We start from the raw sequence: 26,411 nt of genomic DNA on the forward strand, positions 1-26,411 counted from the left end.
CTGCTAGTCCTCGAAGATAGCCGAAAGGCGGGCGGCTTCGGACAATTGTGCGACGAGGCGCCTCACGTCGCGGTGAGGCGCCTCGTCCAGATTCGTCTCCAAAAACAGATGGTCCGTCAGCGTGCGACGACAAGCCCCTTGGTGGTGACGACCACCCAGCGGCCGTCCTGCTTGCGGATCGCGTCGACCTTGCCGAGGCCCGGCACGGGATCGCCGGCATAGACTTCGTAGAGGCCACCGCGGCCCTCGATCAGCGCGCCGCCACGACCGACGTCGCGCAGCACCCAGCCCTCGACGACCTTGGGTTTGGTGGCCTCCGTGCGGTTCGGCTCGGGGCGAGCGGTCTCCGCCCTCGCCGGCTCGGCCCGGCTCGCCTCTGCCCTTGCTGCTTCGGTCCTGGCTGCCTCGGTGGTCCTGGCCGCGTCGGCCCGGCTCGCCACGCCCGCGGGCGGCGCCGCCGCATTGATCGCGCCCACCGCCTGCGGCACGGACGCGGCGCTGTCTCGCGCGGGGGCCTGCGCGGTCGCGGACGCCTGCGCGGCGCGCAGCCGGTCCACGGCCTCGCTCAGACGCTGCAGCTCGCTCGGCTTGGCCGACGATTTCGTCGACAGGTCACCCAGGATCTTCTCGAGCCGGTCGAGACGCTCGGCGGATTTGTTGAGCTCGACGAGGCTGGTCTGATTGGTCTGGTCGAGGCTCGCCTTCAGCGCGGCGACATCATTGTCGATCCGCGCCACGGTCGCGCCAAGCGTGGCGTCTGCAGCCTCGCCTGCCGCCGCATCGGCCACGTCACCGCCGCCGGAGCGCGTGACGAACTTGGCCGTGACCAGACCACCGGCAACGCCGCCGACAATCATCGACAGCAGCAGGATCGCGGCCATGGCCGGAAGGCCGAGCCTGCCGTTCACGCCATGCGGCCGCGGGGCCTGGCCCGGCTGCGGAGGCGGCAGCGCCGCTCCGGCAGCGGTCTTGCTGGCCCCCGTTGCGGCAGCGGCCGCCGGCTTGGACGCCGCATTGAACTTGAAGGGCTCGGTCTTGAACTTCGCTTTGGCCCAGGCCGCGGCCTTGTCGAGCGCGGCAAAAGCACCCGCCCTGGTCGCCGGTCCGGCATCCGCCTCGACTGGCGTGACCGGGCGCGTCGCGGACGCCCCGGGTTTGGCCGCGGATGCCTGCTTGGCAACGGGCTCCGACTTGGCCTCCGACTTGGCGACAGTCTCGGGCCTGGCAACAGTCTCCGGCTTGGCAGCCGGCTCTGGCCGGACGACGGCTTCTGTCTTGGTGGCAGCCACGGACTTGATCGGCGCTTCCGGCTTGATGGCCGTCTCCGGCTTCGGCGCAGCCGCCGCCATCGGGCCGACTTTCGGCGCATTGGCCGCGAGCATCGACAGCTTCGGTGTCTCGACCTTGAGGAGCTCACCGGCCGCAGCCGTCTTGATCGGCTCCGACTTGACCGGCTCCGTCCTGATCAGATCCAGGATCGTCGAGGGAGATTTCGCAGCACTCGAGCTCGCTGCGGCTTCGACTTTGCCCGTCGCCGCAAGGTTGCCCCCCGCCGCCTGGGCCTTGGTCAGCTCGGGCTTGACCTTGTCGGATTTGCCCTTGTCGGACTTGACCAGGTCGAGCCGCGCGGGCTCTGGTTTGGCTCGCTCCGGCTTCGCCGCTTGGATCTTGGCGGGCTCGATCTTTTCCGGCTCGGCCGTAAGGGCTTCGACCTTGACCTGTTCGGGCTTGACCGGCTTGACGCTGATCGTCCCGATCTCGGTATCGGCCGTCATCTCGGTCTTGATCTCAGACTTGTTGGCCTCGGCCTGCGGCTCGGGCGCGGTCACCGCTTCCACGATCGCCGCCTTGGGGTCGATGCCCGGACGGTCAGCCGCAGGCGCTTCGTGATCCGGCGCGATCATGGGCGGGGCGACGGTCGCGATCGCAGGCACGGCCAGGTCGACTGCATCGGGGAACGCGGATGTCTTCGGCATCAGGTCGACACTCGCACTGGCCATGCCAGTCGTATCGGCCACGCCAAGGCTGGCCCGTTCGGGCTTTTGGTCGCTCACGTTCAGAGTCTCCGCATGACGTTGAGCACTTGGTAACCTTAGTTAGCGTTCGATTGATTGCCAAAATCTTACTTTTGGAAGGCTTACCTGAGTTTTAGGGATTCATACCGGGCGGATTTGCGCCGACAAAGTGGAGCAGATGTGGCGGGCGGTGCCCGAATATTCAGCTCTGGGCGGCCTCGCCCGGTGGCAGCAGGCTCGCTCGGCACACGGCGTAGCGCGGTCGACGCGGAGACGAACGGAGCCGCTCTCGCGGCGCGATGGCGCCCGAGCTTTGACGATCATTCCCTCCTCATTAGTCGGAGGGCGCAGGGAAGGCCGGGTGCCGACTGGCTGACCTTGCCCCCAAGTTTTATCCAGATCTGAGTTCGTTCGGGCGGTTTGATGTGCCCATCTGGGCGGTCGTAGCGGCGGGAGCTGGCGCGGAGCTCTCGGCATAGCGCAGCGCCAGATCCCGACGCGGATTGCAGTTGGCGGCGAACTCGGATGGCGTCTTCCATCCGAGCTGGGAGTGCGGCCGAGCGTCGTTATAGTCGGTCCGCCAGCATCGGAGCGCGACGCGGGCCTGAGCAAGCGAGGTGAACAGCGTCTCGTTCAGCAGTTCATCCCGCAGGCGACCGTTGAAGCTCTCGATGAAGGCGTTCTGCATGGGTTTGCCCGGCGCGATGTAGTGCCAGGCGACACGGCTCTGATCGGTCAGGATGGCATTGCTCGTGAGCTCGCTGCCGTTGTCGCTCACCACCATCTTGGGCTTGCCGCGCTCGGCGACCAGCCGATCCAGCTCCCGGGCGACCCGGGCGCCCGAGAGTGAAGTGTCGGCCACCAGCGCCAGGCACTCGCGGGTGCAGTCGTCGACCACGGTCAGGATGCGGAAGCGCCGGCCATCGGTCATCTGATCCGACACAAAGTCGAGTGACCAGCGATCATTCGGGAGCAGCGGCACCGTCATCGGCGCTCGCGTCCCGATAGCGCGCTTGCGGCCACCTCTGCGGCGCACCGTGAGCCGTTCCTCCCGGTACAGCCGGAACAGCTTCTTATGATTGACCAGGTAGCCCTCCCGCTTGACCAGGACGTGCAGGCGACGATAGCCGAAGCGGCGACGCTCATGGGCGATCGCCCTCATGCGCTCCCGCAGCCCGGCATCATCGGCCCGGCTCGTCCGATATCTGACCGTCATGCGGCAGCAGCCGATGGCTTTACACGCCCGCCGTTCGCTCATCCCGTGAACGCGCACGAGATGTGCGACAGCTCTCCGCTTCGCCGCAGGCGTCACCACTTCTTTCCCAGGAGATCCTTCAGGGCGGCATTGTCCAGCATGGCGTCCGCCAGCAGCCGCTTGAGCCGCGTGTTCTCGTCCTCCAGCGTCTTCAGCCGCTTGGCCTCCGAGACGTCCATTCCGCCGAACTTGGCCTTCCACTTGTAGATGCTGGCGTCGCTCACACCATGCTTGCGGCACAGATCGGCGACCGGAACGCCAGCCTCGTGCTCCTTCAAAATCCCAATGATCTGCTCTTCCGTAAAGCGGCTGCGCTTCATGCTCTGGTCCTCGTTGGGCCAGAACGAACTTCAAACTGGATTAAGCCCCAGGGGCAAGGTCAAGCTGACGCTATCGGACCCGATTTCTGCCGACACTCGACAGCTGGATATTCAGATATGGCGGACACCTGTTGCCGAGCGACGGCGAAGTCATTTCAGCCATTCATGACTACGAGCCGGCGTGGACCGGTCCATATCACGGCATCAACATCGTCCACGACATCTCGATCTTCGCTGGCGATCTTGTGGTGTCGAAGAACGCCGACATCAGATGGAATGTCTACCACGGCGACGGCACCAGGCGTGATCATGAAGAGATGGGGTTCGGTCAACCGTGTCTCGTGGGGATCCCTCATTTTGGATATGAGAGCCACTGTCCGATATTCTACGAGGTTTTTCGCTGGTTCGCCACCGGGCGCCACAGGTTGGCGGGGCGTATCGGGCTGAAGATGGACATCGATCGGAGAGGCAGCTTTGCGGAGCACCTCAACTTCCTGGCCGCCCCCGAGCCTCCACCGGTCGTTCCGCTGTCCCAGCGCGTGATCGATGATTAACAAGCCTCTGCATCCACGAACTAAGTTTGCGGTCCAGGACTGTCACCTTAACTCCCTTGCGAGAGATGCCGAGGTATTTGGCTTCAGCCCATTGCGCTCCTCAATCTTCATTGACGATCATGCACCGTGCTCGCCGCACGTTGCGGGTCAGCTTGGCGGCCTTCAGCGCAGCCTCGAGCCGCCCGCTCAGAAACAGCGCACCCGCAAGGCTCGGGTCGGTCCAGAGGTCACAACCTTCCAGAGCTGCCGCAGCGACCGCAATTTGGTTGTCTTTGGGCAAGCTAACCATCAGTTTGCCCTTGGGCCGCAAGTCCGGCTGAACGAAACCGCCGGTTGATCGCCCGGAACGAAAGGTCTGCTTCTGACATCCGAGATTTAGGAAATACCAGGCCCCCGGCACCAGTTCGACGCGATTGCCCTGATAGAGCTCTATGTTGGACAGGCCGCCCTTTCCAAGGTCGAATCTCCCAAGCACTTCGGCAAAATCGGAAGAGACAACGATGAAGGCATTGACCCGAAAGAAATCGGACAACTTTCCAATACGCCGATCCTTGTACCTCGGGTAGGCCCGCTTCGGACGCTCATCTTCCGTCAACGTTTCACCGTCCTCGTGCTTGCGCATGAGCTTGTCCAGACGGTCCAGTTCTTCCCGATATTCGGTATCTTGCCAGTAATCCTTGCCCTGGTCATCCGGGTTCAGATTGAATTTCGAAATATTGGAAGAGTCCATGAAGCAGTCACTCACCCAGACCCTTTCAATCACGCGACTTCTCCCGAAAAAGACTTATCTCGCAGAACGAGTTTCGATCCACTCCGCCAGAGGGGCGGCGCCGAATACTTCAAACATTTTTACTCACGTCGCTCTTAAAAAAAGACGTTGATCATGCGCAGAGCGATCTTCCAAGGCGCCTGCGCCAAATCACAGGACAATGTACACTCAATTGGCAGGAGGGGTGAAGGCGAGCAAACTATGAGCTGTTTTGCCGGCGTCGTCATGAATTCTCACCGCGTTTCGGCTGGGCGCCGGTTCTCGATCGCAAATGTGCCGTCTCCCTCGCCGTTTTCGATGAACGCTCTGGTTGCTTTCGTAGACTAATACTCTGCGTTCGGGTTATTTTTTCATTTCCAGCATTTCAAGGGGAGCGCTCATGCGAAAGCTCATTTCTTCGATCGGATTTTTGTGCGCCGCACTTTTGATCCTTGCCTCGCCAGGGGCTCACGCGCAGGCGACGCGGACCTGGGTGTCCGGCGTCGGCGACGACGTCAACCCGTGCAGCCGCACGGCGCCCTGCAAGACCTTCGCCGGTGCGATCTCGAAGACCGCCGCCGGCGGTGAGATCGACGTGCTCGATCCCGGCGGCTACGGCGCCGTCACGATCACCAAATCGATCACGATCGACGGCGGGGGGACCATGGCCTCGATCCTGGCGTCGGCGACCAACGGCATCAACGTGAATGCCGGCGCCAACGACGTCATCATCCTGCGCAATCTGAGCATCAACGGCGCCGGCACGACCCTCGGCCTCAATGGCGTCAATTTCCTGGCCGGCCGAAAGCTCGTCGTCGAGAACTGTACCTTCGAGAACTTCTCGCAAAGCGCGATCTCGGTCGCGCCGACCGGTGCGGCACAGGTGGTGATCGCAGACTCCTCGCTCAAGGCGTCCGCGTTCGGCGTCACGGTCTCGACCGCGAATTCGAGCAGCGCGATCAGCGTGCTCGTCTCGAACACGAAGGCCATCGAAAATGCCAATGCCGGGATATCCGCCACGGTCCCGGCCGGAAAGCCGGGGATGGGCGTGTTTCTCGACCGGCTGACCTCCGAGTTCAACAACACCGGCGTTCTGGCGAGCGGCAGCGGCGCCATCGTGACGTTGGGAAATTCCGTCATCCAGGGCAACGCCAACGGCGTCGTCCAGACCGGCGGCGGCTCCGTCTCGTCCTTCAAGAACAACGCGATCAGCAACAACGGCGTCGACGGCACGCCGCTCACGGGGATCAGCCTGAACTAGCGGCGCCACCGCGGGAAGCCCGGCATTTGGCGAGCTGCGCCTGCCGGACAACGTGCAATCACATCAGCGAGGTCCCGTTGCCGGCGGGACCTCGCTCGATTGCGTCGATGCTGGCGCTCAGACGCCGGCGGCGGCCGCGTGCTGGGCCGCCATCTCGGCATCCGCGGCGGTGACGCGCTGGAACGCCGGACGCTGGGTGATGCGCTCGGCATAGCGCACGAACACGTCCTTGCGCGGCACGACGCCGAACATCATGGTCCAGTTGAAGGCGACGCCCCACAGCACGTCGGCGGCGGTCATGCGCTCGCCGAGGAGATACGGCCCCTTGGCGAGCTGCTGCTCCAGCGCGCCCAGCATCGTATCGTAGTCGGCATAGGGCGACTGCGTGATCGGGGCCGGTTCGCGCTTCATGAAATGGTCGATCACGGCGGGCTCGAACGACGCACCGTAATAGGCGATCCAGCGCAGATAGGGCCCGCGCATGGCATCGTCGAGCGCCGGCGTCAGCCCCGCTTGCGGAAACAGATCGGCGAGATAGATGAAGATCGCGACCTGCTCGGTCACGATCTGGCCGCGATGTCCGATCGTCGGCACCTTGCCGAGCGGATTGACGGCCAAGAACTCCGGCTTGCGCTGCTCGCCCGCCTTCATGTTGAGGACATGCAGATCGTAGGGCGCGCCCAGCTCCTCGAGCAGGACGCGGGTGCCGGCGGCGCGGGTCTGCGGTGAGTAATACAGCGTGATCTTGTCGTCGGCGGTCATGATGGTGTCCTCCCATTGCCGGCTGCGGTGCGGGCTTGTCGCACACCATACCTGACAAGGTGTGTCAGGTATGTTTAAAGAAGGGCATGCGCGCGAGCCGGCTGCTCTCGATCCTCACCACCCTGCAGGCCAGGGGACAGGTCACCGCGCCCGAGCTCGCAGACGCCTGCGAGGTCTCGGTGCGCACGATCTATCGCGACATCGACGCGCTCGCCGCGGCGGGGATCCCGGTCTATGCCGAGCGCGGCGCCGAAGGCGGATTCCGCCTGCTCGACGGCTATCGCGTGCGGCTGAACGGGCTGTCGCCGGCGGAAACCGACGCACTGTTCATGGCGGGCCTGCCGGGCCCCGCTGCCGCGCTCGGGCTCGATGGCGCGATGAGCGCGGCGCAGACCAAGCTGGTGGCGGCACTACCGCAAAGCCTGCGCGCCAATGCCGGCCGCATGCAGGCGCGCTTCCATCTCGACGCGCCTGGCTGGTTCGGCGAGTCCGAGGAGCCGACGCATCTGCGAACCATTGCGGACGCGCTGCTCGCCGACCGCCTGATCGACATCCGCTATCAGAGCTGGCGCGCCGAGAAGCGGCGCCGGGTGGCGCCGCTCGGCCTCGTGCTCAAGGGCGGCGGCTGGTATCTCGCAGGGCAGGTCGAGCGCAGCGTGCGCACCTATCGCGTGGCGCGCGTGCTCGATTGCACCGTCACAGTGGAGACCTTCGCGCGGCCCGCCGACTTCGATCTCGCCGCCTATTGGCGGGCTGCGACCGAGCGGCTGGAAGCGGAGCTGCATCCGAAGCTCGCAACGGTGCGGCTGTCACCGCTCGGCGTGCGGCTGCTAGAGGCGCTGAGTCAGCCCTATGTGCGCGCCCGCACGCGCCTGGCCGACGAAGCCGATGCCGATGGCTGGCGCATCGCGACGATCCCGACCGGAACAACACTATGGCATGCGGTTGGCGAGCTGCTGCGCTTCGGGCCGGAGGTCGAAGTGCTCGATCCGCCCGAGTTGCGGGCGAAGATGACGGAGATGGCGGGGGCGATGGCGAAGCGGTACGGCGCTTCTGCGACGACGACGTGAATGGCAAACACGGCTCCGTCCGCGCCATTGCGAGCGCAGCGGCGCAGCGAAGCAATCCAGAATCCCTCCGCAGAGACGGTCTGGATTGCTTCGCTGCGCTCGCAATGACGGGGTTGGAATCGTGCCCGCCAATTTCAAGTCGGGTTGAGCGAGACGTGTGCCGCGGAATGGATCGCTACAGCACCACTGGCGCGTCGGGCAGCTCATTTGGATCGCCGGCGTGCGGCGGATAGTGCCTGGCGAGCTCGCGTGAGACGGCGGAGATGCCTTGCATGACGCCCTGCTCGAAGTGGCCCTGGCGGAACTCAGCCTCCATCGCCCGGCAGATCGCCTCCCAACCCGCCGCGCCGACACGGTCGTGGATGCCGCGGTCGGCGATGATCTCGACGTCGCGATCGGCCAAGAGCAGATAGATCAGGACGCCATTGTTGTGCGCGGTGTCCCAGATCCGCAGGTGCGAGAACAGATCCAACGCGCGCTCGCGCGGCGGTTGGTCGCGCCAGAGCGGCCGGCCGTCGAGCGCGCCCTCGACGACGAAGCGAAGCTGGCCGGCATGGGTGCGCTCGCCATCCTTGATCGCCTGCTCGATGCGCGCGAGCACTGCGGGCGTGAAGATGCGCTTCAGCTGCCAGGGACGATGCAGGAGATGCCTGCCGATCCGCTTGATGCCCATGGTCGCGCGTCCCGTCCTTACCAGCTGCCCGAGGCGCCGCCGCCGCCGAAGCTGCCGCCACCGCCGGAAAAGCTGCCGCTATCGCTCGAGCTGCCGCTGCTCCAACCGCCCGACGACGATCCGCTCGACCAGCCGCCGCGGCGGCCGCTGCCCGGCGTATTCATCCCGGCGAAACTGTCGGCAATGAAAGCGATGACGAAGCCGGCAATGGCCGACAGCGCCGTGAGACCCGCCGATCCCACCAGCAGCCAGGCGATCACGCCCATAGCGCCGCCGGTCGCGAGCGATCCGATCAGTCGTCCGAGCAGGGTCCGCAGGATGCCGCCGATCACCAGCGCACCAAACAGCGCCACCGGCGCGAAGGAGGAGATCGAGTCGATGTCGAGATCCGTGCCGTGCGAGGCCTGCGGCTGCGGCACCGGCAGGGTCTCCCCATTGATCACGCCGATGATGCGATCGACGCCGGCGTCGATGCCGCCGGCGAAATCACCGCTGCGAAATTTCGGCGTGATGACCTCGTCGATGATGCGCCGCGCGGTGACGTCGGTGAGGCTGCCTTCGAGGCCGTAGCCGACCTCGATGCGCAGCTTGCGGTCGTTCTTGGCGATCACCAGCAGCGCGCCGTCGTCGACCTTCTTGCGCCCGATCTTCCAGGTCTCGGCGACGCGGAGCGAAAACTGCTCGATGGTCTCGGGCTGCGTCGTCGGCACGATCAGCACCGCGACCTGGCTGCCCTTGCGGGTTTCCAGGTCCTTCAGCTTCTGCGCGAGGCCTGCGATGTCCGAGGAGGACAGCGTGCCGGTCTGGTCGACGACGCGGCCGGTGAGCTGCGGCACCGCGACGTCGGCCAGCACCATCGTGGCGAAGCAGACGAGCAGCGTCGCAAGCAGCGCCTTGAGGACCGGCAGCGCGCGCACGATTCCCTGCTCCGGCTATTTCGAGGGCGCAGGCGACGGCGTGTTGAAATCGACCTTCGGCGCCACCGAGATCTCGCGTTCGTTCTCGACCGTGAAGTTGGCCTTCTCCTTGTAGCCGAACATCATTGCGGTCAGGTTATTCGGGAACGTGCGGATGCCGACGTTGTATTCTTGGACCGCCTTGATGAAGCGGTTGCGCGCCACCGTGATGCGGTTCTCGGTGCCTTCGAGCTGTGACATCAGGTCGCGGAACAGCGCGTCCGATTTCAGCTGCGGATAATTCTCAGTGACAACCAGGAGCCGCGACAGCGCGCCGGTCAGTTCGCTCTGCGCGGCCTGGAACTTCTGCAGCGCAGCGGGATCGTTGACGACGTCGGGCGTGGCCTGGACGCTGCCGACCTTGGCGCGGGCGTTGGTGACGCCGAGCAGCACGTCCTTCTCCTGCTGGGCAAAGCCCTTCACGCTGTTGACCAGGTTGGGCACGAGGTCGGCGCGGCGTTGATACTGGTTGACGACCTCGGACCAAGCCGCCTTGACTTGCTCGTCATTGGTCTGGATGGCATTGTAGCCGCAATTGGTCAGGCTCAGCGTCATCAGCGCCGCCAGCACGGTCAGCAATTTCCGCATCGCGCGTCCCCCTTCTCCCGGTTGTGCCGCCTCGTCAGAGCACAGCTTGGGCAGCGGCGCAATGACGGCCGGCGGCCGGAGCGTGGGTTCGGGAGAGTTCCCGGGTGACCTCGCGGATGCCAGTCATTGGCCGCGCAGGCCGTGACGGGTCTCGCTCAACTGCCTTTGCGGTCGCGTAGCTGGGTCACGAACATGTCCTGCCAGCTCGCCGGCTTGACCTTGATCGAGCCGACGCCGTGCATGAACTCGGCGATCTTCAGCACGCCCTCTGGCGTCGACGAGAACCAGGTGTCCTTGTCCTGCAGCATCTCCAGCACGTCCTCCTTGGTGGTCTTCACCTTGGCGGTGCGGGCATAGATCTCGGCCGCGGCAGCCTTGTCGTTGGCGATCAGCGTGCAGGCCTCGTCGAGCGCGTCGAGGAACGCCTGCACGACCTTGGGATTGGCGTCGACGAAGCGCTTGGGCGCGAACACCACGTCCATCGTCATCCGTCCGAGCACGTCGGCGGAATTGGCGACGCGGCGAATCTTCGAATCCTTCAGCTCGATGTAGGAAAACGGCGGCGAGGTGAAATGCGCCGTGATCTCGGTCTTGCCCGAGGTGAGCGCCGCCAGCGCCTCCGGATGCGGCAGGCCGACAGTCATCGGATCGAGCTTGGCGTAGTTCTCCTTGCCGAACTCCTGCGCCGCCATCATCTGCAGCATGACCGCCGACAGCGAGGTCTTGATGCCCGGCAGGGCGATCTTGTCGCTCGGCTTGAAATCCTTCAGCGACTTGATCTCAGGATTGTTGGTGTTCATCCACAGCGAGGTCGAAGAGAGGCCGCTGACGCCGACCACCTCCACCGCCGGAATGCCCTTGGCCTTGGCCCACAGCGTGATGAAGCCGGGCGCGCCGGTGCCGGCGATGTCGAGCGAGCCGGCCATCATCGCGTCGTTGATGATGTTGCCGCCGTCGAGCATCTGCCAGTTCACCTTGAACGGACCGAGCCCGGCCTTCTCCGCCTGCTTCTCCATCAGCTTCTGATCCTCCATCACGATCAGCGGCAGATAGAGGATGCCGTAGCCCTTGGAGAGGCGGATTTCCTTGACCTCGGCCTGCGAAGCGCCGGTGGCGCCGAGCAGCGCGGTGAGGCCGAGCGCGGCGGCCGTGAGTGATTTGCTCCAGGACATGGTCGTCTCCCTTCCGTGTTGTTGTGCTTATAACTCGAAAATCAGTGCTGCATGCCCCAGCGCCGCACCGTCTTGCGCTCGATGGTCGCGAACACGAGATTCTCGACGACGAGGCCGATGAAGATCACGGTGAACAGGCCGGCGAAGACGTTGGCCGTCTCCAACTGGTTGCGGTTCTCGAAGATGAACCAGCCGAGGCCGCCGGAACCCGAGGACACGCCGAACACCAGCTCGGCCGCGATCAGGGTGCGCCAGGCGAAGGCCCAGCCCACCTTCAGGCCGGTGAGGATGGCCGGAAATGCAGCCGGGATCAGGATGAAGCGCACCAGCTTCAACCCGCGCAGGCCGTAGTTCAGGCCGACCATGCGCAAGGTGTTCGACACCGAGCGGAAGCCGGAATGGGTGTTGAGCGCGATCGCCCACAACACCGAATGCACCAGCACGAAGATGATGCTGCCCTTGCCGAGGCCGAACCAGATCAGCGCCAGCGGCAGCAATGCGATCGCCGGCAGCGGATTGAACATCGAGGTCAGCGCCTCCAGCATGTCGGCGCCGATCCGCGAGCCGATCGCGATCGTGGTCAGCACGGCCGCCAGCGCGATGCCGATGCCGTAGCCGATCAGCAGCGTCTCCAGCGACACCAGGGTGCGCGCAGGGATGATGCCGTTGCCGATGTTCTCGAAGAAGGCTGAGAGCGTGTCGGTGAAGGTCGGAAACAACAGGGGATTGCCGAGCCACAGCCCATAGGCCTGCCACAGCGCGGCGAGTGCCACCAGGATGATGGCCTTGCGGACCGCACCGACGTGGTAGATGCGTTCCAGCCAGGACAGGCTGGCCTCGACCTTGACGTCGCCGAGGGGCGTGTCTGCATTGACGATTTCGGGGCGCAGCGCCAGCGTCTCGCTCATGATGCTCTCCTCGTGTCTCAGTGATGGCCGAACAGCATGTCGTTGATGCGCCCTTCGAGCGCGACCTGCTCGGGCGAGCCCATCGTGCCCGGCGGCACGCTGTTGAGCTCGGCGCGGACGCGGCCGGGATGCGGCGACAGCAGCAGAATGCGCGAGCCGATCTTGATCGCCTCCTCGATCGAATGCGTCACGAACAGCACGGTGAAGCGGGTGTCCTGCCACAATTGCAGGAGCTCATCCTGCATCTTGCGCCGGGTCAGCGCGTCCAACGCGGCGAACGGCTCGTCCATCAAGAGCACGTCGGGCTCCATCGCCATGCCCCTGGCGATCGCGACGCGCTGCTTCATGCCGCCGGAGAGCATGTGCGGATAGGAGTCGATGAACTTGGTGAGGCCGACCTTGTCGATATAGGACCTCGCCCGCTCGTTGGCCTCGGCCGCGCCGAGCCGGCCGCTGGCTGTCAGCGCGAACACGACGTTCTCGCGCACGGTCTTCCACGGCAGGAGCTGGTCGAATTCCTGAAATACCATCATGCGGTCCGGGCCGGGCTCGCTGACGTCGTGTCCCTTGAGGCGGATGCGGCCCTCGGTTGGCTTCAGATAGCCGCCGATCGCCTTCAGAAGGGTGGATTTGCCGCAGCCGGAGGGCCCCAGCAGCACGAAGCGGTCGGAATCGAAGACCTTGAAATCGACGCGGTAGGTCGCCGTGACCAAGGTGTCCGGCGTCTTGTACTGGAGCGTCACGCCCTCGACGGAGAGCAGCGGCTCGAACTGAGATGGCGATTGATGGACGGTCATGCGTCCTCCCCTCCGTTATATTGCAGTGCGAAATTTCGCTTGGTGCACTTCGGCGCCCTTATCCGAGGTGATAGAGGAGGAGACTGACGCGAACCTGACTCCGAGGCGGACAACGAGACCGTGCGCATCCTGCTGGTGGAAGACACGCCCGAGATCGGCGCCGCCGTGACCAGCCGGTTCGAGCGGATCGGCTACGCCGTCGACTGGGAAAAGGACGGCCGCACCGCGAGCGAGCTGATCGAGGTGCAGACCTATGACCTGATCGTGCTCGACGTGATGCTGCCGAACATGGACGGCTTTGCCGTGCTCAAGCACCTGCGCAAGCGCGGCCTGCGCACGCCGGTGCTGGTGCTGACCGCGCGCTCGGCGGTGGACGACCGCATCGGCGCGCTCGACCTCGGCGCCGACGACTACCTGATCAAGCCGTTCGACTATCGCGAGCTGGAGGCGCGGGCGCGGGCGCTGCTCCGGCGGGCGGCCGGGCAGTCCGACAATCTGCTGACCCTGGGACCGCTGGTGATCGACCGCGCCGGCCGTACTGCAAGCGTCGCCGGCCAGCCGCTGGATCTGACACGGCGCGAGCTGACCGTGCTGGAGATTCTCGCGGCGCGTCCCGGCCGCTACGTCGCCAAGGAGGAATTGGTCGAGCAGCTGTTCAGCTTCGACCAGGATCCGAGCCCCAACGCCGTCGAGCAGTTCGTCGCCCGGCTGCGGCGCAAGCTGGCGGCGACAACAGTCGAAATCAAGACCGAGCGCGGCCTTGGCTATCAGCTCCACGCTTCGTGACCTCAGGACCTCGCTGCGCGCGCGGCTGTTGATCGCGATCGGCGCGATCCTGGCCGTCGGCGCCGTCGTGCTGAGCCTCGCCGCCTGGCAATATGCCGCCACCGCCGCGCGCGACGCCTATGACAAGCTGCTCGCCGGCGGCGCCGTGCAGATCGCCGAGAACATCTACATGCAGGGTGGCGTCGTGACGCTGGATCCGCCGGCGGCAGCGTTTGCGACGTTGTCGGCCTATGACCTCGTGTTCTATCGCGTCACCGATCCGCGCGGCGTCGTCGTCGCCGGCTATGACGATCTCGCCGTCACCGCGCCCGCCAGGGCGCTGCGCGAGGGCGTCGTGCTGCGCGACGGCATCTATCGCGACCAGGCCGTGCGCATCGCCGCGGTAGCGCGCAAGCTCGACGGCGCGCCCGGAGACGGCTGGAGCCAGATCGTGCTGGCGCAGACCCTGCGCGCCCGCGACGCACTGACCTGGGATCTTGCCTCGAAGGCGATCGGCCTCATCGCCGCGATGAGCGTGCTGGCGCTGGTGGCGACTGCGCTATGCCTGCGGCTGGTGTTCGCGCCGCTGACGCGGATCGAGGCCGAGATCGTCAAGCGCCGGCCGGACGATCTCAGCCCGATCGCGATCACGCCGCCGCGCGAGGTGCGCGCGCTGGTCGGCGCGATCGACGGCTTCATGCAGCGCCTCGCCGAGCGCATCGCGCTGATGCAGCGCTTCATCGCCGACGCCACCCACCAGCTGCGCACGCCGCTGGCTGCGATCGATGCCGAGGTCGAGCTGCTGAGCGATCAGACCAAGGACCCGAAGGCGCTCGACAGGCTGCGCAGTCGCATCGCGGATCTCGCCCGCCTCACCAGCCAACTGCTCGATCACGCCATGATCCAGCACCGCGCCCAGGCGCCGCGCTTCGCCGCGACCGACATCAACGCGCTGGCCAAGTCGGTGCTATCGCAGAGCGTGCCGCTGTCGCTCGACCGCGAGGTCTCCGTCAGCTTCGTGCCAGCAGAAGACGATGCCGTCATCGCCGTCGATGCCATCAGCCTGCGCGAGGCACTCGCCAATCTCATTCACAACGCGCTGGCGCATGGTGCAAAGATGCGGCTGATGGTGACGGTGGGAAGCAAGGCGAGCCATGTCGCGATCATCGTCTGGGATGACGGCCCCGGCATCGCCGCCGAGGCGCAGCAGCGATTGCTATCTCCCTTCCAGAAGGGCGACGGCTCCCACGGCTCAGGCCTCGGCCTCGCCATTGCGAGCGAGGTCGCGCAGGCCCATGGCGGCCGTCTGCGGTTCAGCGGAGTGGCAGGCGACTTCAGTGTGCGACTGGAGCTGCCGGTGGATCGGTCGACAGCAGTCGATCCACGTCCAGATTCACATCTCAAACAGCAGCAGACATGACGTCGTCGTCCCGCGGCGGATCACGCCCGGGTCTTGCGATCGACATGCCCTTTCGAAGATCGAGAGGGCGCAGGGAAGGCCGGGAGCTCGCCGCCCCCATGGCCCCCGTGCGAACAAAATGCACGGGGCAGGAACCACAGGTTCGGCCGAGACGTCCCGGCCTTCCCTGCGCGACGGTTTTAACGCTTATATCGTGCTCTTCTCGGTGCACCGGGCTTTTTGGCCACCGTCGTCGCTCGGATCATCACCCAAGCAACTTAGCATCAGCGTCGGGATGCCAGAACCACACGACTTCACGTCCGCCCTCGCCGCGTTCGTCTCACGCCGCAAAAACGTCCATCGCATCCTCGCCTCGCGTGTCGTGACGATCGCGCGCAACGCCCCTCTCGTCGAGGCGGGATGCGTGCATCATCCATGATTTCTGATAAAAAGAAAGAGGAAAATTTCGGGACTACGGCCTCACCAGCCCTTGCGCGTTGAAACGGCTGGCGAAATGAGTTTTTGCGCGCCCATGATTTTTCGTCCCCTACGGCACTCCCGTACGATCGGACCGGCACAAATCTTCGCGCGTTTTGCCCGACTCAGCCGCCCCCGGTCGCGACCGTTGGGGCGGACATCCTGGCTTGCCAGCATTCCCGGCAGCTTTAGCTTGGGTGTTTTCGTCGTAGACGGACCGACCGACTTTGATCGAAATCAACACGTAGTATTCTGAGATAATTTCTACTTCTAGGTGTAAGCATGACTGAATTCAAGTTCGCGCCAAGCTAACGGGTGCTGGTCGGTTTTATATTGAGTTGACCGCTTGACATCGAACCGGGACGCAAGTGGCAGCGCGCAATTTAGGAGAAAGAACCATGACCGATGAAGATCTGTTTCTCAGTAAAGACAAAACAACAGTAACGGACAAAAAAGGCAAAACCATTTTGGTGCGAACCGAGATCGATGGAAAGACAATATATGTCGAGCCATCCTTGGCAAAGGCATCGGGAAAATACTGTGTAAGTTTTGGAAAAAAGAAGATCTGTGTCAATTGGGATGAACATAAGGCGTGTATCGGATGGGACGACATTGAGTTTTGTTTGAAATGGGAAACTAAACCCTAGTTCTCTTCTCAACTCATTGCTTTCCAATGATGATGCCCAAACGATACGGCCTCTCGCGCTGACTGGACGCCCGGGGCGTGACATTACGTCGTCTGCTCATCGCTGAATCGCCCGACTCCCCACCCTTGTCCACCGTCAGGCCACCACCGCAAGAGGGATCGAGCCGCACTTCTGCGCGGTCCTGCGAAGGCTCACCATCCCGATTGGCCGACCGCGAGCAACCAGTCTTTTTCGAAGCTGGGGGATTTGCGGCGGGGTCGTAAGAGCGAAGTAGATTCTACCGGAGCCTACAATTTTGGATGTCAACTTCGGACCAAGGGCGGCTGTGGCCGGCAGGCGGGTGGCACAGCCGATCTGACCCCAGCTCCGGAAATGTCGGGCGCGCTCCAGCTCTTACGCTTCGGGCCATGAGCCGACATGCCGTGCTGTTCGATCACCACGGCGGCCGTAGACGAAATCTCCATCAGGTGCCCAGGCAGCTCTCAATTGATGATCGACTCATATTTGTTGGCTCTTGAACCGCTTACCCAGGGTGATCCGACAAGCCGGCTTTTCCGTAGCCTTCCAGCGCGCACTTGCAAAGTGTAAGGGCTTGGCGGAACGAGTTGGCAGAATAGCGAGACCGTGGAATTCTGACACGAACTCCGTCGAGGATCGTTAAGCCCATCTTTTGGGAGAACCTCTCATGGCCTGGGTGATCTTATTCATTGGCAGCCTTTGCGAGGTGGGTTGGCTGATCGCTCTCAAATATTCCGAAGGTCTCTCGCGCCTGCCGTCGATCCTGGTCACCGTGGGTTTTATGGGCGCCAGCGTCGGTTGTCTTGGCCTCGCCGTGAAGACGATCCCGATGGGCACGGCCTACGCCGCGTGGACCGGCGCGAGCATCGCCGTCGCCACTCTCTTCGGAATCTATCTGTTCGACGAGCCGACGACCGCGACCCGGCTCGCCTCGATTGGTCTCATTGTACTTGGCATCGTCGGACTGCGCCTCGAGTCCGGATAGGCGTGCCAATCCTCAAAAATAGCTCTCGAGCGCCCCGCGCCGCCTGATGTCGAGTGTCGCGCAATGGAATGCGCCGCCAAATGCGGCGTAATGCAGGAATTCGCAGGGGATCGGCTCGAAACCCCATTGCTCGATCGCACGCATCGTTCGCACATGATGCGGATCAACGATGATGCGCTTTTCGTCCACCATCAGTACATTCATGTTGAGCCATTTTCCGCATAGCGACGTGATATTGAGCAAGCGATCGGTGATCGGATCAGGCTCGGGAGCGACGAGAATGTCCCATTTCTTCAGTATGTCCGGGAGGCGGCTGACGTCGATGTATTCGGGATTGATCAGAAGCCTGCCCGGCCCCAGCGGCAAAATGGTCGTGTCGATGTGCATCGGGCTACGACAGCGGCTCTCGATCTCGTGGATGCGATAGCCGTCGCCGAGATGGCGGCGCAGCCATTCGATGCCGGACGCATTGGTGACATTGCTGAGGGTTACAAACAGATCGCGCCCGCAGCGAACGAAATCGGCAGCGTCGAACACCGGTTCGAATTCAGTCAGAATATATGACATCGGCTCACCTTCTTCGGGCCATCTGAAATCGGCGTTATACAGTTCGTCCGTGAGTTGCGGCCGTGGCGCGGCAGTCCAGCGGGCGCCGCGACGGAAATAGTCCTTCAGGACCGGACGAAAGGAATGGGTCTCGAAATAGCGGCTGGGCCACGCCATGGGCGTTTCAATAATTTCGTCTCCGATCACGAGCATGCTATCGCGCGGGCAGGAGTTGCAGAAGCCGCGCGAAGACCATTCGGGCGTGCTGAAGCGCTTCTTGAAATCAACCGGTTCCGGCCGGGTGACCACCACGCCAAGCGACTGCAACAGCGCAATAAAGCCATCGAGCTCGCGCTGAGCCGGTTCAATCAACATCCTTGGATAGCGGAAGCCCCCGAGCAGCGCTTGCGCCCGTGCAGCCATTCCCGGAATGTTACAGGCGACGACCGGATGGGCGGATGGGATCGTCGCGCCTTCGAGCCTTCCGACAATCACTTCCTCGAGTGGATCCCACTCATTGTGCGAGTTGACCGGAGAGATCCTTACCTTGCGGTCGGCATCCGGGCCGATTTCGTGCGTGATCATGGCATGACCAAAGCAGGAGGTTGCTGATGTGGCAGGAATACTCTGGTGCGACAGCATCGCCGACGCATAGCCTCAGTGCTGCAATGCACCACAATCCGTCCTTAACAAACGGCGCGGCGCTTCCGGCCCGGTGCGGTGACAGGGCTTCCCGGCGAGCGCCCGCAATCATGTCGCGCGGCGTGCGAGCGCCACAACGCAGATATAAAGATGACGTTGTATCTGTCCTCAGGGTTCCGCCCCGTCAGGAGCCGCCTTTCTTGAATTCCAGCGGCGCGGCCGGCTTGAACTGGCTGCTCACCTCGCCGACCAGATCCCTGTCCGCCCCGGACAGGTCGAGCTTCCGGATCGGAGCGCCGACGGAAAGGTCGATGAGCGGCAAGCTGACCCAGACGATGTTCGGGCTGAGGGTCGATTCGAAGAAATAGAGCCGGTCGGTCGAGTCGGCGACGGCCCGCCAGATCGTATGCGACGCCTCCGGCCGCTTCGGGTCTGGCCGCACGAAAGGCTGCGCCACGTTGCGCATGACCGACAACATGCGGGCCACGGTCTGGCGGGTGTCCGACGGCTTGGTCTGGTTCTGGATGTAATAGGCGGCGCGGACGAAGCGGTCGGCCGCTTCGCTCGTCCCCGGCAGCGCTTCGGTGCCGCCAAAGACGTGGTATTTCTTCAGATTGGCGAGCTGCTCGGGGAAGGGCGGCGAGTTCGTCATGACCAGATAGCGGCGGTCGTGATGAACGCGCACCTTGCCGCTATCGACGATTTCGATGATCGCCGAATCGCCCGTCGCGTCCGAAAGCGACAGATGCACGGTCGCCGTCGCGTATCCGGGCATGCCGGCGGTGATGAGTTGATAGCGACCGGTTTCGATGTCGGCCACGGCCTCGGCAACGGTGGCAAAGTTGTCGAGGTTGTATTGCGCCCATAGCGACAGCGCGAGGCCGGGGCGCTTGAGATCGCGCTTTCCGTAATCGCTCTCGGAGAGCCACAGCAGGTTGGCGACAAGACCTTTTTCATTCATGCCGTCGGCGATCGCCAGATTATAAACCGCCCCGCCGACGCTGCCGTATTTCGACGTCCAACTCAGTTCGTTGTCGTCGCCGCTCTCGCCTTTGCGCGCAAGGCCGCGCGGGAAGGCCCAGAGATCGGTGCGCATGTCTTCGGGCCAATCCATGTTGCGCCCGGTGACAACGGCCTGACCATTATCGGCCCAGAGGACGCGCGAACACGCGTCCGCCAGAGATGATCCAAACGCGACCATTGCCAAAGCCATCGCCCCGCTCATCACGCCCGCACACCGCCGCATGGTCGCGCTCCTCGTTGTGTTGGATACAATCTAGAGGCGAGTGCGAGTCGGCGACCTTGATCTGGGTCAATCATCGTCGCTCTCGGTCGCGACGCCGCGACGATTCGCGTGAGATCGTTGTCTTGCCGGGCTCGGCGGGGCGATCCGACAGCATCGTCCCCTCAGGTGCGAAATTGCACCGAAAATCTCGAGATTCCGGATTCAGCCCTGACGGGCTGCCCCGGAATGGCGGGCTATGACGCAGCAAGATCAGTCGCCGCTGCGCATGCAGGGGCGCGACCAGATGCGGGCGTAACCCTCGCCGCCCTCGTCACCGAACAGCTCGGCGCAGATCGGCGCGTTGAGCGACGCAACAGGAGCACGTCCGACGCGGGAGCGTCCCGCGCGCTCGCTCAGGCCGACGCTTTGGCCTTTGCCGCCTTCGCCTCGGAGATCGCCTGCCACACCTTCTCCGGCGTCAGCGGCGTCTGCAGGTTGGTGATGCCCAACTCGAACAGCGCGTCCATCACGCCGTTGGTGACGCAGGGCGGACCGCCGATGGCACCGGACTCGCCGCAGCCCTTGGCGCCCAGCGGGTTGGTCTTGCACGGCGCAGAATCGTCGAGGGTGACCACGATCGGCGGCACGTCGTCGGCGCGCGGGATGCAGTAGTCCTGATAGGTCGCGGTCAGGAGCTGGCCGTCGGCATCATAGGCGACGTTCTCGTACAGCGCCTGGCCGATGCCTTGGGCGACGCCGCCATGGATCTGGCCGGCGACCAGCATCGGATTGACCGCGACGCCGACGTCGTCGACCGTGGTGTAGCGTACCACGCGGCTGATGCCGGTCTCCGGATCGATCTCGACCTCGCAGACGTGCGTGCCGTTCGGCCAGCTCGGACCGTCGACCTCGCCCTCGCTGTCGACCGAGAGCTTGGCCTGCTTCTCCTTGCCGGCGATCTCGAACAGGCTGATGCGGCGATCGGTGCCAACGACCGTCAGGACGCCATCGCGATATTCGATGTCCTCGACCGCGGTCTCCAGCAGGTTCGACGCCTTCTCGCGCGCCTTGGTGATGAGATCGTTTGACGACACCGCCACGGCGGTGCCGCCGACGAACAGCGAGCGCGAGCCGACGCTGCCGAAGCCGGTGGCGAGATCCGTGTCGCCCTGCACGACGTCGATCTTGTCGAGCGGGATACCCAGCGTGTCGGAGATCATCTGCGTGTAGGTGGTCTGCAGCCCCTGCCCCATCGCCATGGTGCCGGAATGCAGGATCACGCGGCCTTCGGCCGTCGCATGCAGCGACACCTTCTCGGTGTGGGCGCGGCCGCCGGTCCATTCGATATAGCTGGTGAGGCCGCGGCCGTAGAGCATGCCGCGCTTCTTCGCCTCGCGCTTGCGCGCGTTGAAGCCGTCCCAATCGGCAAGCTTGGACGCGCGCTCCAGCATGTGGGCGAAGGCGCCGGAATCATACACCTGTCCGACCGCGTTGGTGTAGGGGAGCTGCGCCGGCTTGATGTAGTTGGTCTTGCGGATGGCGCGCGGATCGATCCCGATCTGGCGCGCGGCCGTGTCGAACAGGCGCTCGACGATGAACACCGCCTCGGGACGTCCGGCGCCGCGATAGGCGCCGACCGGCGCGGTGTGGGTCATGACCGTTTTGACCTCGAAATGCACCAGCGGCAGGTCATAGACGCCGGTCTGGACGAACGGCCCCAGCACCAGCGGAATGATGTTGGCCGCGCCCGACGAATACGCGCCGGTGGCGCCGATCGAACGCACGCGATAGGCCAGCACCCTGCCCTTGGCATCGAGCGCGAACTCGGCCGTCGAGGTGAGATCGCGGCCATGGGTGCCGCCGACGAACTCGTCGGTGCGCTCGGCGCGCCAGCGGATCTTCTTGGCCAGCTTGGTCGCGGCATAGGCGACGATGCCGTCCTCCGGATAGAGGTTGGTCTTCTGGCCGAAGCCGCCGCCGATGTCGCCGACCAGCACGCGCACACTTTCCTTCGGCCGCTTCAGCACGGCTTCCGCAAGCACGTCACGGGTCGAGGCCGGCGTCTGCGACTGCACATGGAGCAACAGCCTGCCGGTCTTCTTCTCGATCTCGGCAATGGTCGAGCGCGGCTCCATCGCCGAGGGCACCAGGCGCTGGCTCGTGATGTCGAGCGACACTTTGTGCGTAGCGCCGGCGAACGCCGCCTCGACCTTGGCGGCATCGCCATAGCTCATCGCGGCGACGATGTTGTCGGGCGCCTCCGCCCAGACGACGGGCGCACCCGGCGCGAGCGCCTTCACCGGATCGGTCACCGCCGGCAGCACCTCGTAGTCCACGACGATCGCTTCCGCCGCTTCCTGCGCGATCGTGCGCGAGGTGGCGACCACGGCGGCGACCGCTTCGCCGGTGAAGCGGACGATCTCGTGCGCCAGCAGACGGCGCGGCGGCACCGTCATCGGCTTGCCGTCGGGCCGCTTGAAGATCGCCAATGTCGGAATGGTGCCGACATCGTCGGCGACGAGGTCCGCGCCGGTGTAGATCGCCTGCACGCCGGCGATCTCCCGCGCGGCGGCGGCATCGATGGACACGATCTTCGCATGGGCATGCGGCGAGCGCAGCACGTAGAGCCAGAGCGCGCCATCCTCCGCCTTGTCGTCGATGAACTGTCCCTTCCCGGTCAGCAGTCGCTGATCCTCCAGACGCTTGACGGGCTGCCCCGCACCAAACCGCATATTGTTGGGAAGAATGTTCATTCGTCAGTCCTTGGTCAGTTCAAATGCAATTGCATGCGTTTTAGCGGATCGCAGTTCCGCTGGCCAAGCCGTGATTGTGCTGGTGCGGCATACCACACTGTCATGCCCGGGCTGGGCCCGGGCATCCACGACTTCGTTTCCGCTTGGCATGGATGGCCGGGTCGGCACGGCCATGACGGCAGTAAGGATCTTGGCATTACCCCAGGCTGCTGAGGACCTCTTCGACGACCTTGCGCTGCTCGAGCGAGAGCGGGGCCTGGGGCGGCACGGGATCGCCGACGTCGTAGCCCTGGATCGACAGGCCGGCCTTGATGCAGGCCGCGAGGTTGAAGCGGGCGAAGGCCTCGTTGACGCGCCACAGCTTCTTCTGCAGCAGCATCGCATCGTCCCAGCGGGACGCCTTGCAGAGATTGTAGAGTTCGACGCTCTGGCGCGGGATGATGCAGGCCGGCCCGGCCATCCAGCCCTTGCCGCCGATCAGCATCACCGCCGCCGGAATGTGCGAGGACGCAGCGAACACCTTGATGGCGTCGCCGCAGCGAGTGATGATCGACAACAGCCGGCCGGTGTTGGTGGACGCGTCCTTGATGTAGTTGATGCGCGGATGCTCGGCGAGGCTCGCGATGACATCGAGCGACAGGTCCGAGCGCTGGAACTGGGGATTGGTGTAGATGACGATGGGAACGTCGACGGCATCGGCAATCGCCCGGAAATACGCCTCGATGCCGGCGTCGTTGACCGGGAAGTAGGCTTCGAGCACCGCCAGGATGCCGGTTGCGCCGCGCTTCTGGTAAGCCTTGGCCTGCGCCACCGCGTCAGCGATCGCGGTCGAGGCCACGCCTGCGATCACGGGAACGCGGCCCTGGGCCGCATCGATGGTCGTCTCCACGACGGCCATGCGCTGGGCACGATCGAGATAGGCGAACTCACCGGTGGAGCCGAGCGGCGTCAGGCCGTGCACACCGGCATGGATCAGGTCGTCGCACAGGCGCCCCAGCACCTCCGTACGGATCGTGCCATCCGCGCCGATCGGCGAGGCCAGGTAGGGAAAGACACCATGAAGTTCAGCCATGCGGCCGGTATAGCGGCCGGTCCGCTGGTTCCGCAAGCAGGCGCCTGATCGCGGGCGGCTTCCGCTGCACGGAGCGTTTCCAAAAACGGCGTCCGCCCTGGCGGAACCTGGCTCGCGCGGGCGGGTGAGCGGCGGTACCACACTGCTGCGGCAATCGCATGTTGTCGCAAACGACTGACCTGCCAATCAGCTCCCGTTAAATCCGGCTTCAAACTTTCTCTTCACCATAGAGGAAGATCCGGCGGCGGAGGCGGCTAGAGAGCAGCGACTCAATCTGAGATTGCGCGCACCATGACGAGGAAGGACGAGCGCGATGGCTCAAACACGGCAAAAATGGCTACGAACTTCGCCATTTTCAGTCATTTTTCCGCCGGATTGACCAACCATCATGCCAAGCGGAAACAGTTAGTACGAGTGCTCCAGCGTAAATTCGCCGTAGGAATTTCGATCGGAGACGAGGGAAGCCTGCAGCGAGAACGACGATGAAGACGCTTTACGATTTACTCGGAGCTCTTCCGGACGATGACGCTGACGATATCCGGGTGGCCTTCCGCAAAGCGGTCAAAGAGAGCCACCCCGACGTCAATCCCGGCGATCCGGACGCCGCGCTCCGGTTTCGACAGATCATCCGCGCCAACGACATTCTTGGCGACAAGGAGCAGCGCACGGCCTATGACCGGCTGCTCGGCGCCGCGCAGGACGAGCATCGGCAGGATTCCAAGCTCGCCGTCGTCGCCAAGGTGCACAAAGTCGCGTCCGGCGTGATGGCGCTGGCCGGCGCGTCCGCCTTGGCGCTGACGGGCTACCTCCTATTCACCCACATGTCCTCGGCATCCGTCGCGCCGCTCGAGCCGATCGTGGTTGCGACCAACAAGGTAAAGCCGAACCAGGTTCCCGCCAGGCCGATCGACAGCCTCACTGACGCGGCGACGGCCAGCGACGCGGCCGCGAATCCCGGCAGCGACCCGACTGCCGGCACGACGGTCGGCAACGGCAATGCGTCGAGCAGCAATGCCTCAGCTCCCGCCGAGCCGCTGCCGTTGCGGGTCAGCAAGGTGGACGTGGTCTATTCGGCCGAGCAGGAGCGTACGCCCTGCGCGGCGGGCGCGACCGCGCCATGCACGGCAGATGCAATGCTCGCCGGCGGCACGGCGTCGAGCGAGGCCCAGGCCCGTCACGATCGCGGCATGGCCGCGTTCCAGAAGGGCGATTTCGCGGCGGCGCTGGCCGATCTCGACGCCGCGATCCAGCTCGACCCCCGTTACCACGAGGCCTATATCGACCGCGGCATCGTGTTCTATCGCATGCGCAAGTTCGACCGCGCCTTTGCCGACGTCGCGGCCGCAAAGCGCATCGAGAAGACCAACCGCGCCGTGCTCGACGCGATGGCGAAGCGTCAGCCGCTGCGGCCGCTGAAGCTCGAGCCGCCCAAATCCGACATCAAGGCGGAAACGCCGAAGGCCGAGGCGCCGAAAGTGGCGGCGGCGGCGCCGATGCCCTCGCGAATGTCGACGGCGACGCCGATCTATCCGACCACCGATCCCAGCCGCGCGCCTTGAGCGATTGACGGATTGACGAAGATTTAAGGTAACTTCGAACCTTCGTCGCGCGAAACGTTCAAGCCCATCAACTGTTAGGAAAGGTGTCGCATGGTGTCCCCATGGGACACGGGCTGCTTTCCAGATTCATCCATCCGAACCCGGCGATCCGGCGCGAGCTCGTCGATCTCCTGTACACCTCTCTGCCGCAGGTCATGTCGATCAATGCGGCCGCCATCACCGGCTCGGTCACGCTTGCGGTCCTGCACGACGATCCCGGCTACATCGCGATCTCGTTCGCGATCATCGTCAACGCCATCGGTCGCGTCGTCAGCCTGCTGCGCTACAAGCAATATGCGGGGCGCCTGTCCGATCGCGACGTGATCCTCTGGGAGAAGGTCTACGCCGCGGGCGCCGCCGCCTTCGGCCTTGCGCTTGGGGCCCTCACCTTTCGCGCGTTCCAGCTCAACGATGCTCCGGGCGCATGGATCGCCTTCGGCCTGTCGATGTCCTATTGCGTCGGCATGGTGTCCCGCGCGGCGATCCGCCCGTGGGTCGTGCTGACGACCACCGCCGTGCTGCTCGCCCCGACGCTGATCGCCGGATTGATGCGCCCCGAGCTGCCCTATCAGCTCGGCGCCGTTCTGCTGGTGCTGTTCTGGTTTTCGATCCGCGAGGCATCGCGTCATCTCAGCACCGCGTTCATCGAACGGCTCGAGGCCAAGCACGCACTGGCCCGCCAGGCCAACCATGATTTCCTGACCGGCCTGCCGAACCGCGCCGCCTTCCTGGCCGCGCTTGAACGCGCGGTCGGGACCATCGCGATCATTGCCATCGACCTCGACGGTTTCAAACCTGTCAACGACCGCCACGGGCACCACGCCGGCGACGAGCTGTTGCGGCAAGTCGCGACCCGGCTGTCGAGCTGTGTCGGCCCGGGCGGCCTCGCCGCGCGCTTCGGCGGTGACGAGTTCATGCTGCTGAGGCCGGTCGCGCGCGGCGCGAACGGACGCGACGAGGCGCTGGGGCTCGCGCGCGAGGCGGTCCGCTCGCTATCGATGCCGTTCCTGCTGTCCGACATACCCGTGGTGATCGGCGCCAGCGCCGGCCTGCTGGTGAACGACCGGCCGCTCACGGACGAGGCCATGGACGAGGTGCTGCGCGAAGTCGACAGCGCGCTCTACGCCGCCAAGCGCGCCGGGGGCGGCTGCTGCACCTGGGCCGAAGCCGCCGACGGCGCATTGCGGCAGGCGAGCTGACGCGCG

The 26,411-nt window shown here is 64.6% G+C and carries 23 protein-coding genes; 9 read left to right on the plus strand and 14 right to left on the minus strand.

Annotated features, from left to right (window positions below; genetic code table 11):
- Positions 1-116: 116 nt before the first annotated feature.
- Together QX135_RS30810 and QX135_RS30815 are read right to left on the minus strand one after the other, a co-directional pair.
- A complete protein-coding gene (locus QX135_RS30810; RefSeq protein ID WP_316182223.1) occupies positions 117-2,054 on the minus strand; it encodes a hypothetical protein in 1,938 nt (645 codons plus the stop codon).
- A 352-nt stretch (positions 2,055-2,406) separates the two neighbouring features.
- Positions 2,407-3,590 (minus strand): IS3 family transposase gene (locus QX135_RS30815; RefSeq protein ID WP_316182221.1). Its coding sequence is split into 2 segments (ribosomal slippage): positions 2,407-3,341 and positions 3,341-3,590, totalling 1,185 coding nucleotides; the frame shifts between segments, so codons are not numbered across the junction.
- A gap of 131 nt (positions 3,591-3,721) precedes the next feature.
- Here QX135_RS30815 and QX135_RS30820 point away from each other — a divergent pair.
- The gene (locus QX135_RS30820) at positions 3,722-4,144 is read left to right on the plus strand and encodes a hypothetical protein (protein WP_316182219.1); all 423 of its coding nucleotides are present in this window, start codon (positions 3,722-3,724) and stop codon (positions 4,142-4,144) included.
- Positions 4,145-4,244: 100 nt separating this feature from the next.
- On the opposite strand, the gene QX135_RS30825 is transcribed toward QX135_RS30820, so the two are convergent.
- Positions 4,245-4,907, minus strand: a complete 663-nt coding sequence (locus tag QX135_RS30825) for a hypothetical protein (protein WP_316182217.1) — start codon at positions 4,905-4,907, stop codon at positions 4,245-4,247.
- Positions 4,908-5,292: 385 nt separating this feature from the next.
- Here QX135_RS30825 and QX135_RS30830 point away from each other — a divergent pair, with 385 nt between their 5' ends.
- Complete coding sequence (locus QX135_RS30830; RefSeq protein WP_315734290.1) at positions 5,293-6,153, plus strand: right-handed parallel beta-helix repeat-containing protein; 861 nt, start codon at positions 5,293-5,295, stop codon at positions 6,151-6,153.
- Positions 6,154-6,270: 117 nt separating this feature from the next.
- Here QX135_RS30830 and QX135_RS30835 read toward each other — a convergent pair whose 3' ends face one another.
- The gene (locus QX135_RS30835; protein ID WP_315734292.1) at positions 6,271-6,915 is read right to left on the minus strand and encodes a glutathione S-transferase family protein; all 645 of its coding nucleotides are present in this window, start codon (positions 6,913-6,915) and stop codon (positions 6,271-6,273) included.
- An 86-nt stretch (positions 6,916-7,001) separates the two neighbouring features.
- On the opposite strand from QX135_RS30835, the gene QX135_RS30840 reads away from it, so the two are divergent.
- Positions 7,002-7,985 (plus strand): YafY family protein, encoded by a 984-nt coding sequence (locus tag QX135_RS30840; protein WP_316163601.1) that lies wholly within the window; start codon positions 7,002-7,004, stop codon positions 7,983-7,985.
- A gap of 175 nt (positions 7,986-8,160) precedes the next feature.
- Here the strand turns inward: QX135_RS30840 and QX135_RS30845 are convergent, their stop codons facing one another.
- The 6 genes from QX135_RS30845 to QX135_RS30870 form a co-directional block, all read right to left on the minus strand.
- Positions 8,161-8,658 (minus strand): TPM domain-containing protein, encoded by a 498-nt coding sequence (locus tag QX135_RS30845; RefSeq protein ID WP_315734296.1) that lies wholly within the window; start codon positions 8,656-8,658, stop codon positions 8,161-8,163.
- Between the two features lie 17 nt (positions 8,659-8,675).
- Positions 8,676-9,575 (minus strand): YgcG family protein, encoded by a 900-nt coding sequence (locus QX135_RS30850; RefSeq protein ID WP_316182215.1) that lies wholly within the window; start codon positions 9,573-9,575, stop codon positions 8,676-8,678.
- A 15-nt stretch (positions 9,576-9,590) separates the two neighbouring features.
- A complete protein-coding gene (locus tag QX135_RS30855) occupies positions 9,591-10,202 on the minus strand; it encodes a LemA family protein (RefSeq protein ID WP_316182214.1) in 612 nt (203 codons plus the stop codon).
- 155 nt (positions 10,203-10,357) lie between these two features.
- A complete protein-coding gene (locus tag QX135_RS30860; RefSeq protein ID WP_315734303.1) occupies positions 10,358-11,374 on the minus strand; it encodes an ABC transporter substrate-binding protein in 1,017 nt (338 codons plus the stop codon).
- A 41-nt stretch (positions 11,375-11,415) separates the two neighbouring features.
- Entirely contained in the window at positions 11,416-12,282 is an 867-nt protein-coding gene (locus tag QX135_RS30865; protein WP_315734305.1) for an ABC transporter permease, read from the minus strand.
- Positions 12,283-12,299: 17 nt separating this feature from the next.
- The gene (locus QX135_RS30870) at positions 12,300-13,079 is read right to left on the minus strand and encodes an ABC transporter ATP-binding protein (protein ID WP_315775381.1); all 780 of its coding nucleotides are present in this window, start codon (positions 13,077-13,079) and stop codon (positions 12,300-12,302) included.
- 120 nt (positions 13,080-13,199) lie between these two features.
- Between QX135_RS30870 and QX135_RS30875 the strand changes: the two genes are divergently transcribed.
- The 4 genes from QX135_RS30875 to QX135_RS30890 all read left to right on the plus strand — a co-directional run bounded on the left by QX135_RS30875 (position 13,200) and on the right by QX135_RS30890 (position 17,370).
- Positions 13,200-13,865: a response regulator transcription factor gene (locus tag QX135_RS30875; protein ID WP_315734309.1), complete on the plus strand. Its 666-nt coding sequence runs from the start codon at positions 13,200-13,202 to the stop codon at positions 13,863-13,865.
- The gene (locus QX135_RS30880) at positions 13,840-15,264 is read left to right on the plus strand and encodes a sensor histidine kinase (RefSeq protein ID WP_316182210.1); all 1,425 of its coding nucleotides are present in this window, start codon (positions 13,840-13,842) and stop codon (positions 15,262-15,264) included. The genes QX135_RS30875 and QX135_RS30880 overlap by 26 nt, the downstream gene beginning before the upstream one ends.
- Before the next feature lie 854 nt (positions 15,265-16,118).
- The gene (locus QX135_RS30885) at positions 16,119-16,367 is read left to right on the plus strand and encodes a hypothetical protein (protein ID WP_315734314.1); all 249 of its coding nucleotides are present in this window, start codon (positions 16,119-16,121) and stop codon (positions 16,365-16,367) included.
- A 685-nt stretch (positions 16,368-17,052) separates the two neighbouring features.
- Positions 17,053-17,370, plus strand: coding sequence for a multidrug efflux SMR transporter (locus QX135_RS30890; protein WP_315713960.1), 318 nt, complete (start codon positions 17,053-17,055; stop codon positions 17,368-17,370).
- A gap of 12 nt (positions 17,371-17,382) precedes the next feature.
- Here the strand turns inward: QX135_RS30890 and QX135_RS30895 are convergent, their stop codons facing one another.
- The 4 genes from QX135_RS30895 to QX135_RS30910 form a co-directional block, all read right to left on the minus strand.
- Positions 17,383-18,501 carry an amidinotransferase gene (locus QX135_RS30895; protein WP_316182207.1) on the minus strand — a complete coding sequence of 373 codons (1,119 nt, stop codon included), beginning with the start codon at positions 18,499-18,501 and terminating at the stop codon, positions 17,383-17,385.
- A 241-nt stretch (positions 18,502-18,742) separates the two neighbouring features.
- Entirely contained in the window at positions 18,743-19,783 is a 1,041-nt protein-coding gene (locus QX135_RS30900; RefSeq protein ID WP_316182204.1) for a linear amide C-N hydrolase, read from the minus strand.
- A 413-nt stretch (positions 19,784-20,196) separates the two neighbouring features.
- The gene (locus QX135_RS30905) at positions 20,197-22,536 is read right to left on the minus strand and encodes a xanthine dehydrogenase family protein molybdopterin-binding subunit (protein WP_316182203.1); all 2,340 of its coding nucleotides are present in this window, start codon (positions 22,534-22,536) and stop codon (positions 20,197-20,199) included.
- 196 nt (positions 22,537-22,732) lie between these two features.
- On the minus strand, positions 22,733-23,608 hold the full coding sequence (locus QX135_RS30910; protein WP_316182201.1) for a dihydrodipicolinate synthase family protein: 876 nt from the start codon (positions 23,606-23,608) through the stop codon (positions 22,733-22,735).
- A gap of 482 nt (positions 23,609-24,090) precedes the next feature.
- On the opposite strand from QX135_RS30910, the gene QX135_RS30915 reads away from it, so the two are divergent.
- Complete coding sequence (locus tag QX135_RS30915; protein WP_316182199.1) at positions 24,091-25,167, plus strand: J domain-containing protein; 1,077 nt, start codon at positions 24,091-24,093, stop codon at positions 25,165-25,167.
- A 101-nt stretch (positions 25,168-25,268) separates the two neighbouring features.
- A complete protein-coding gene (locus tag QX135_RS30920; RefSeq protein WP_315734324.1) occupies positions 25,269-26,405 on the plus strand; it encodes a GGDEF domain-containing protein in 1,137 nt (378 codons plus the stop codon).
- The last annotated feature ends 6 nt before the right edge of the window (positions 26,406-26,411 follow it).

Source organism: Bradyrhizobium sp. SZCCHNR1098 (genome assembly GCF_032489375.1).
GTDB lineage: Bacteria > Pseudomonadota > Alphaproteobacteria > Rhizobiales > Xanthobacteraceae > Bradyrhizobium.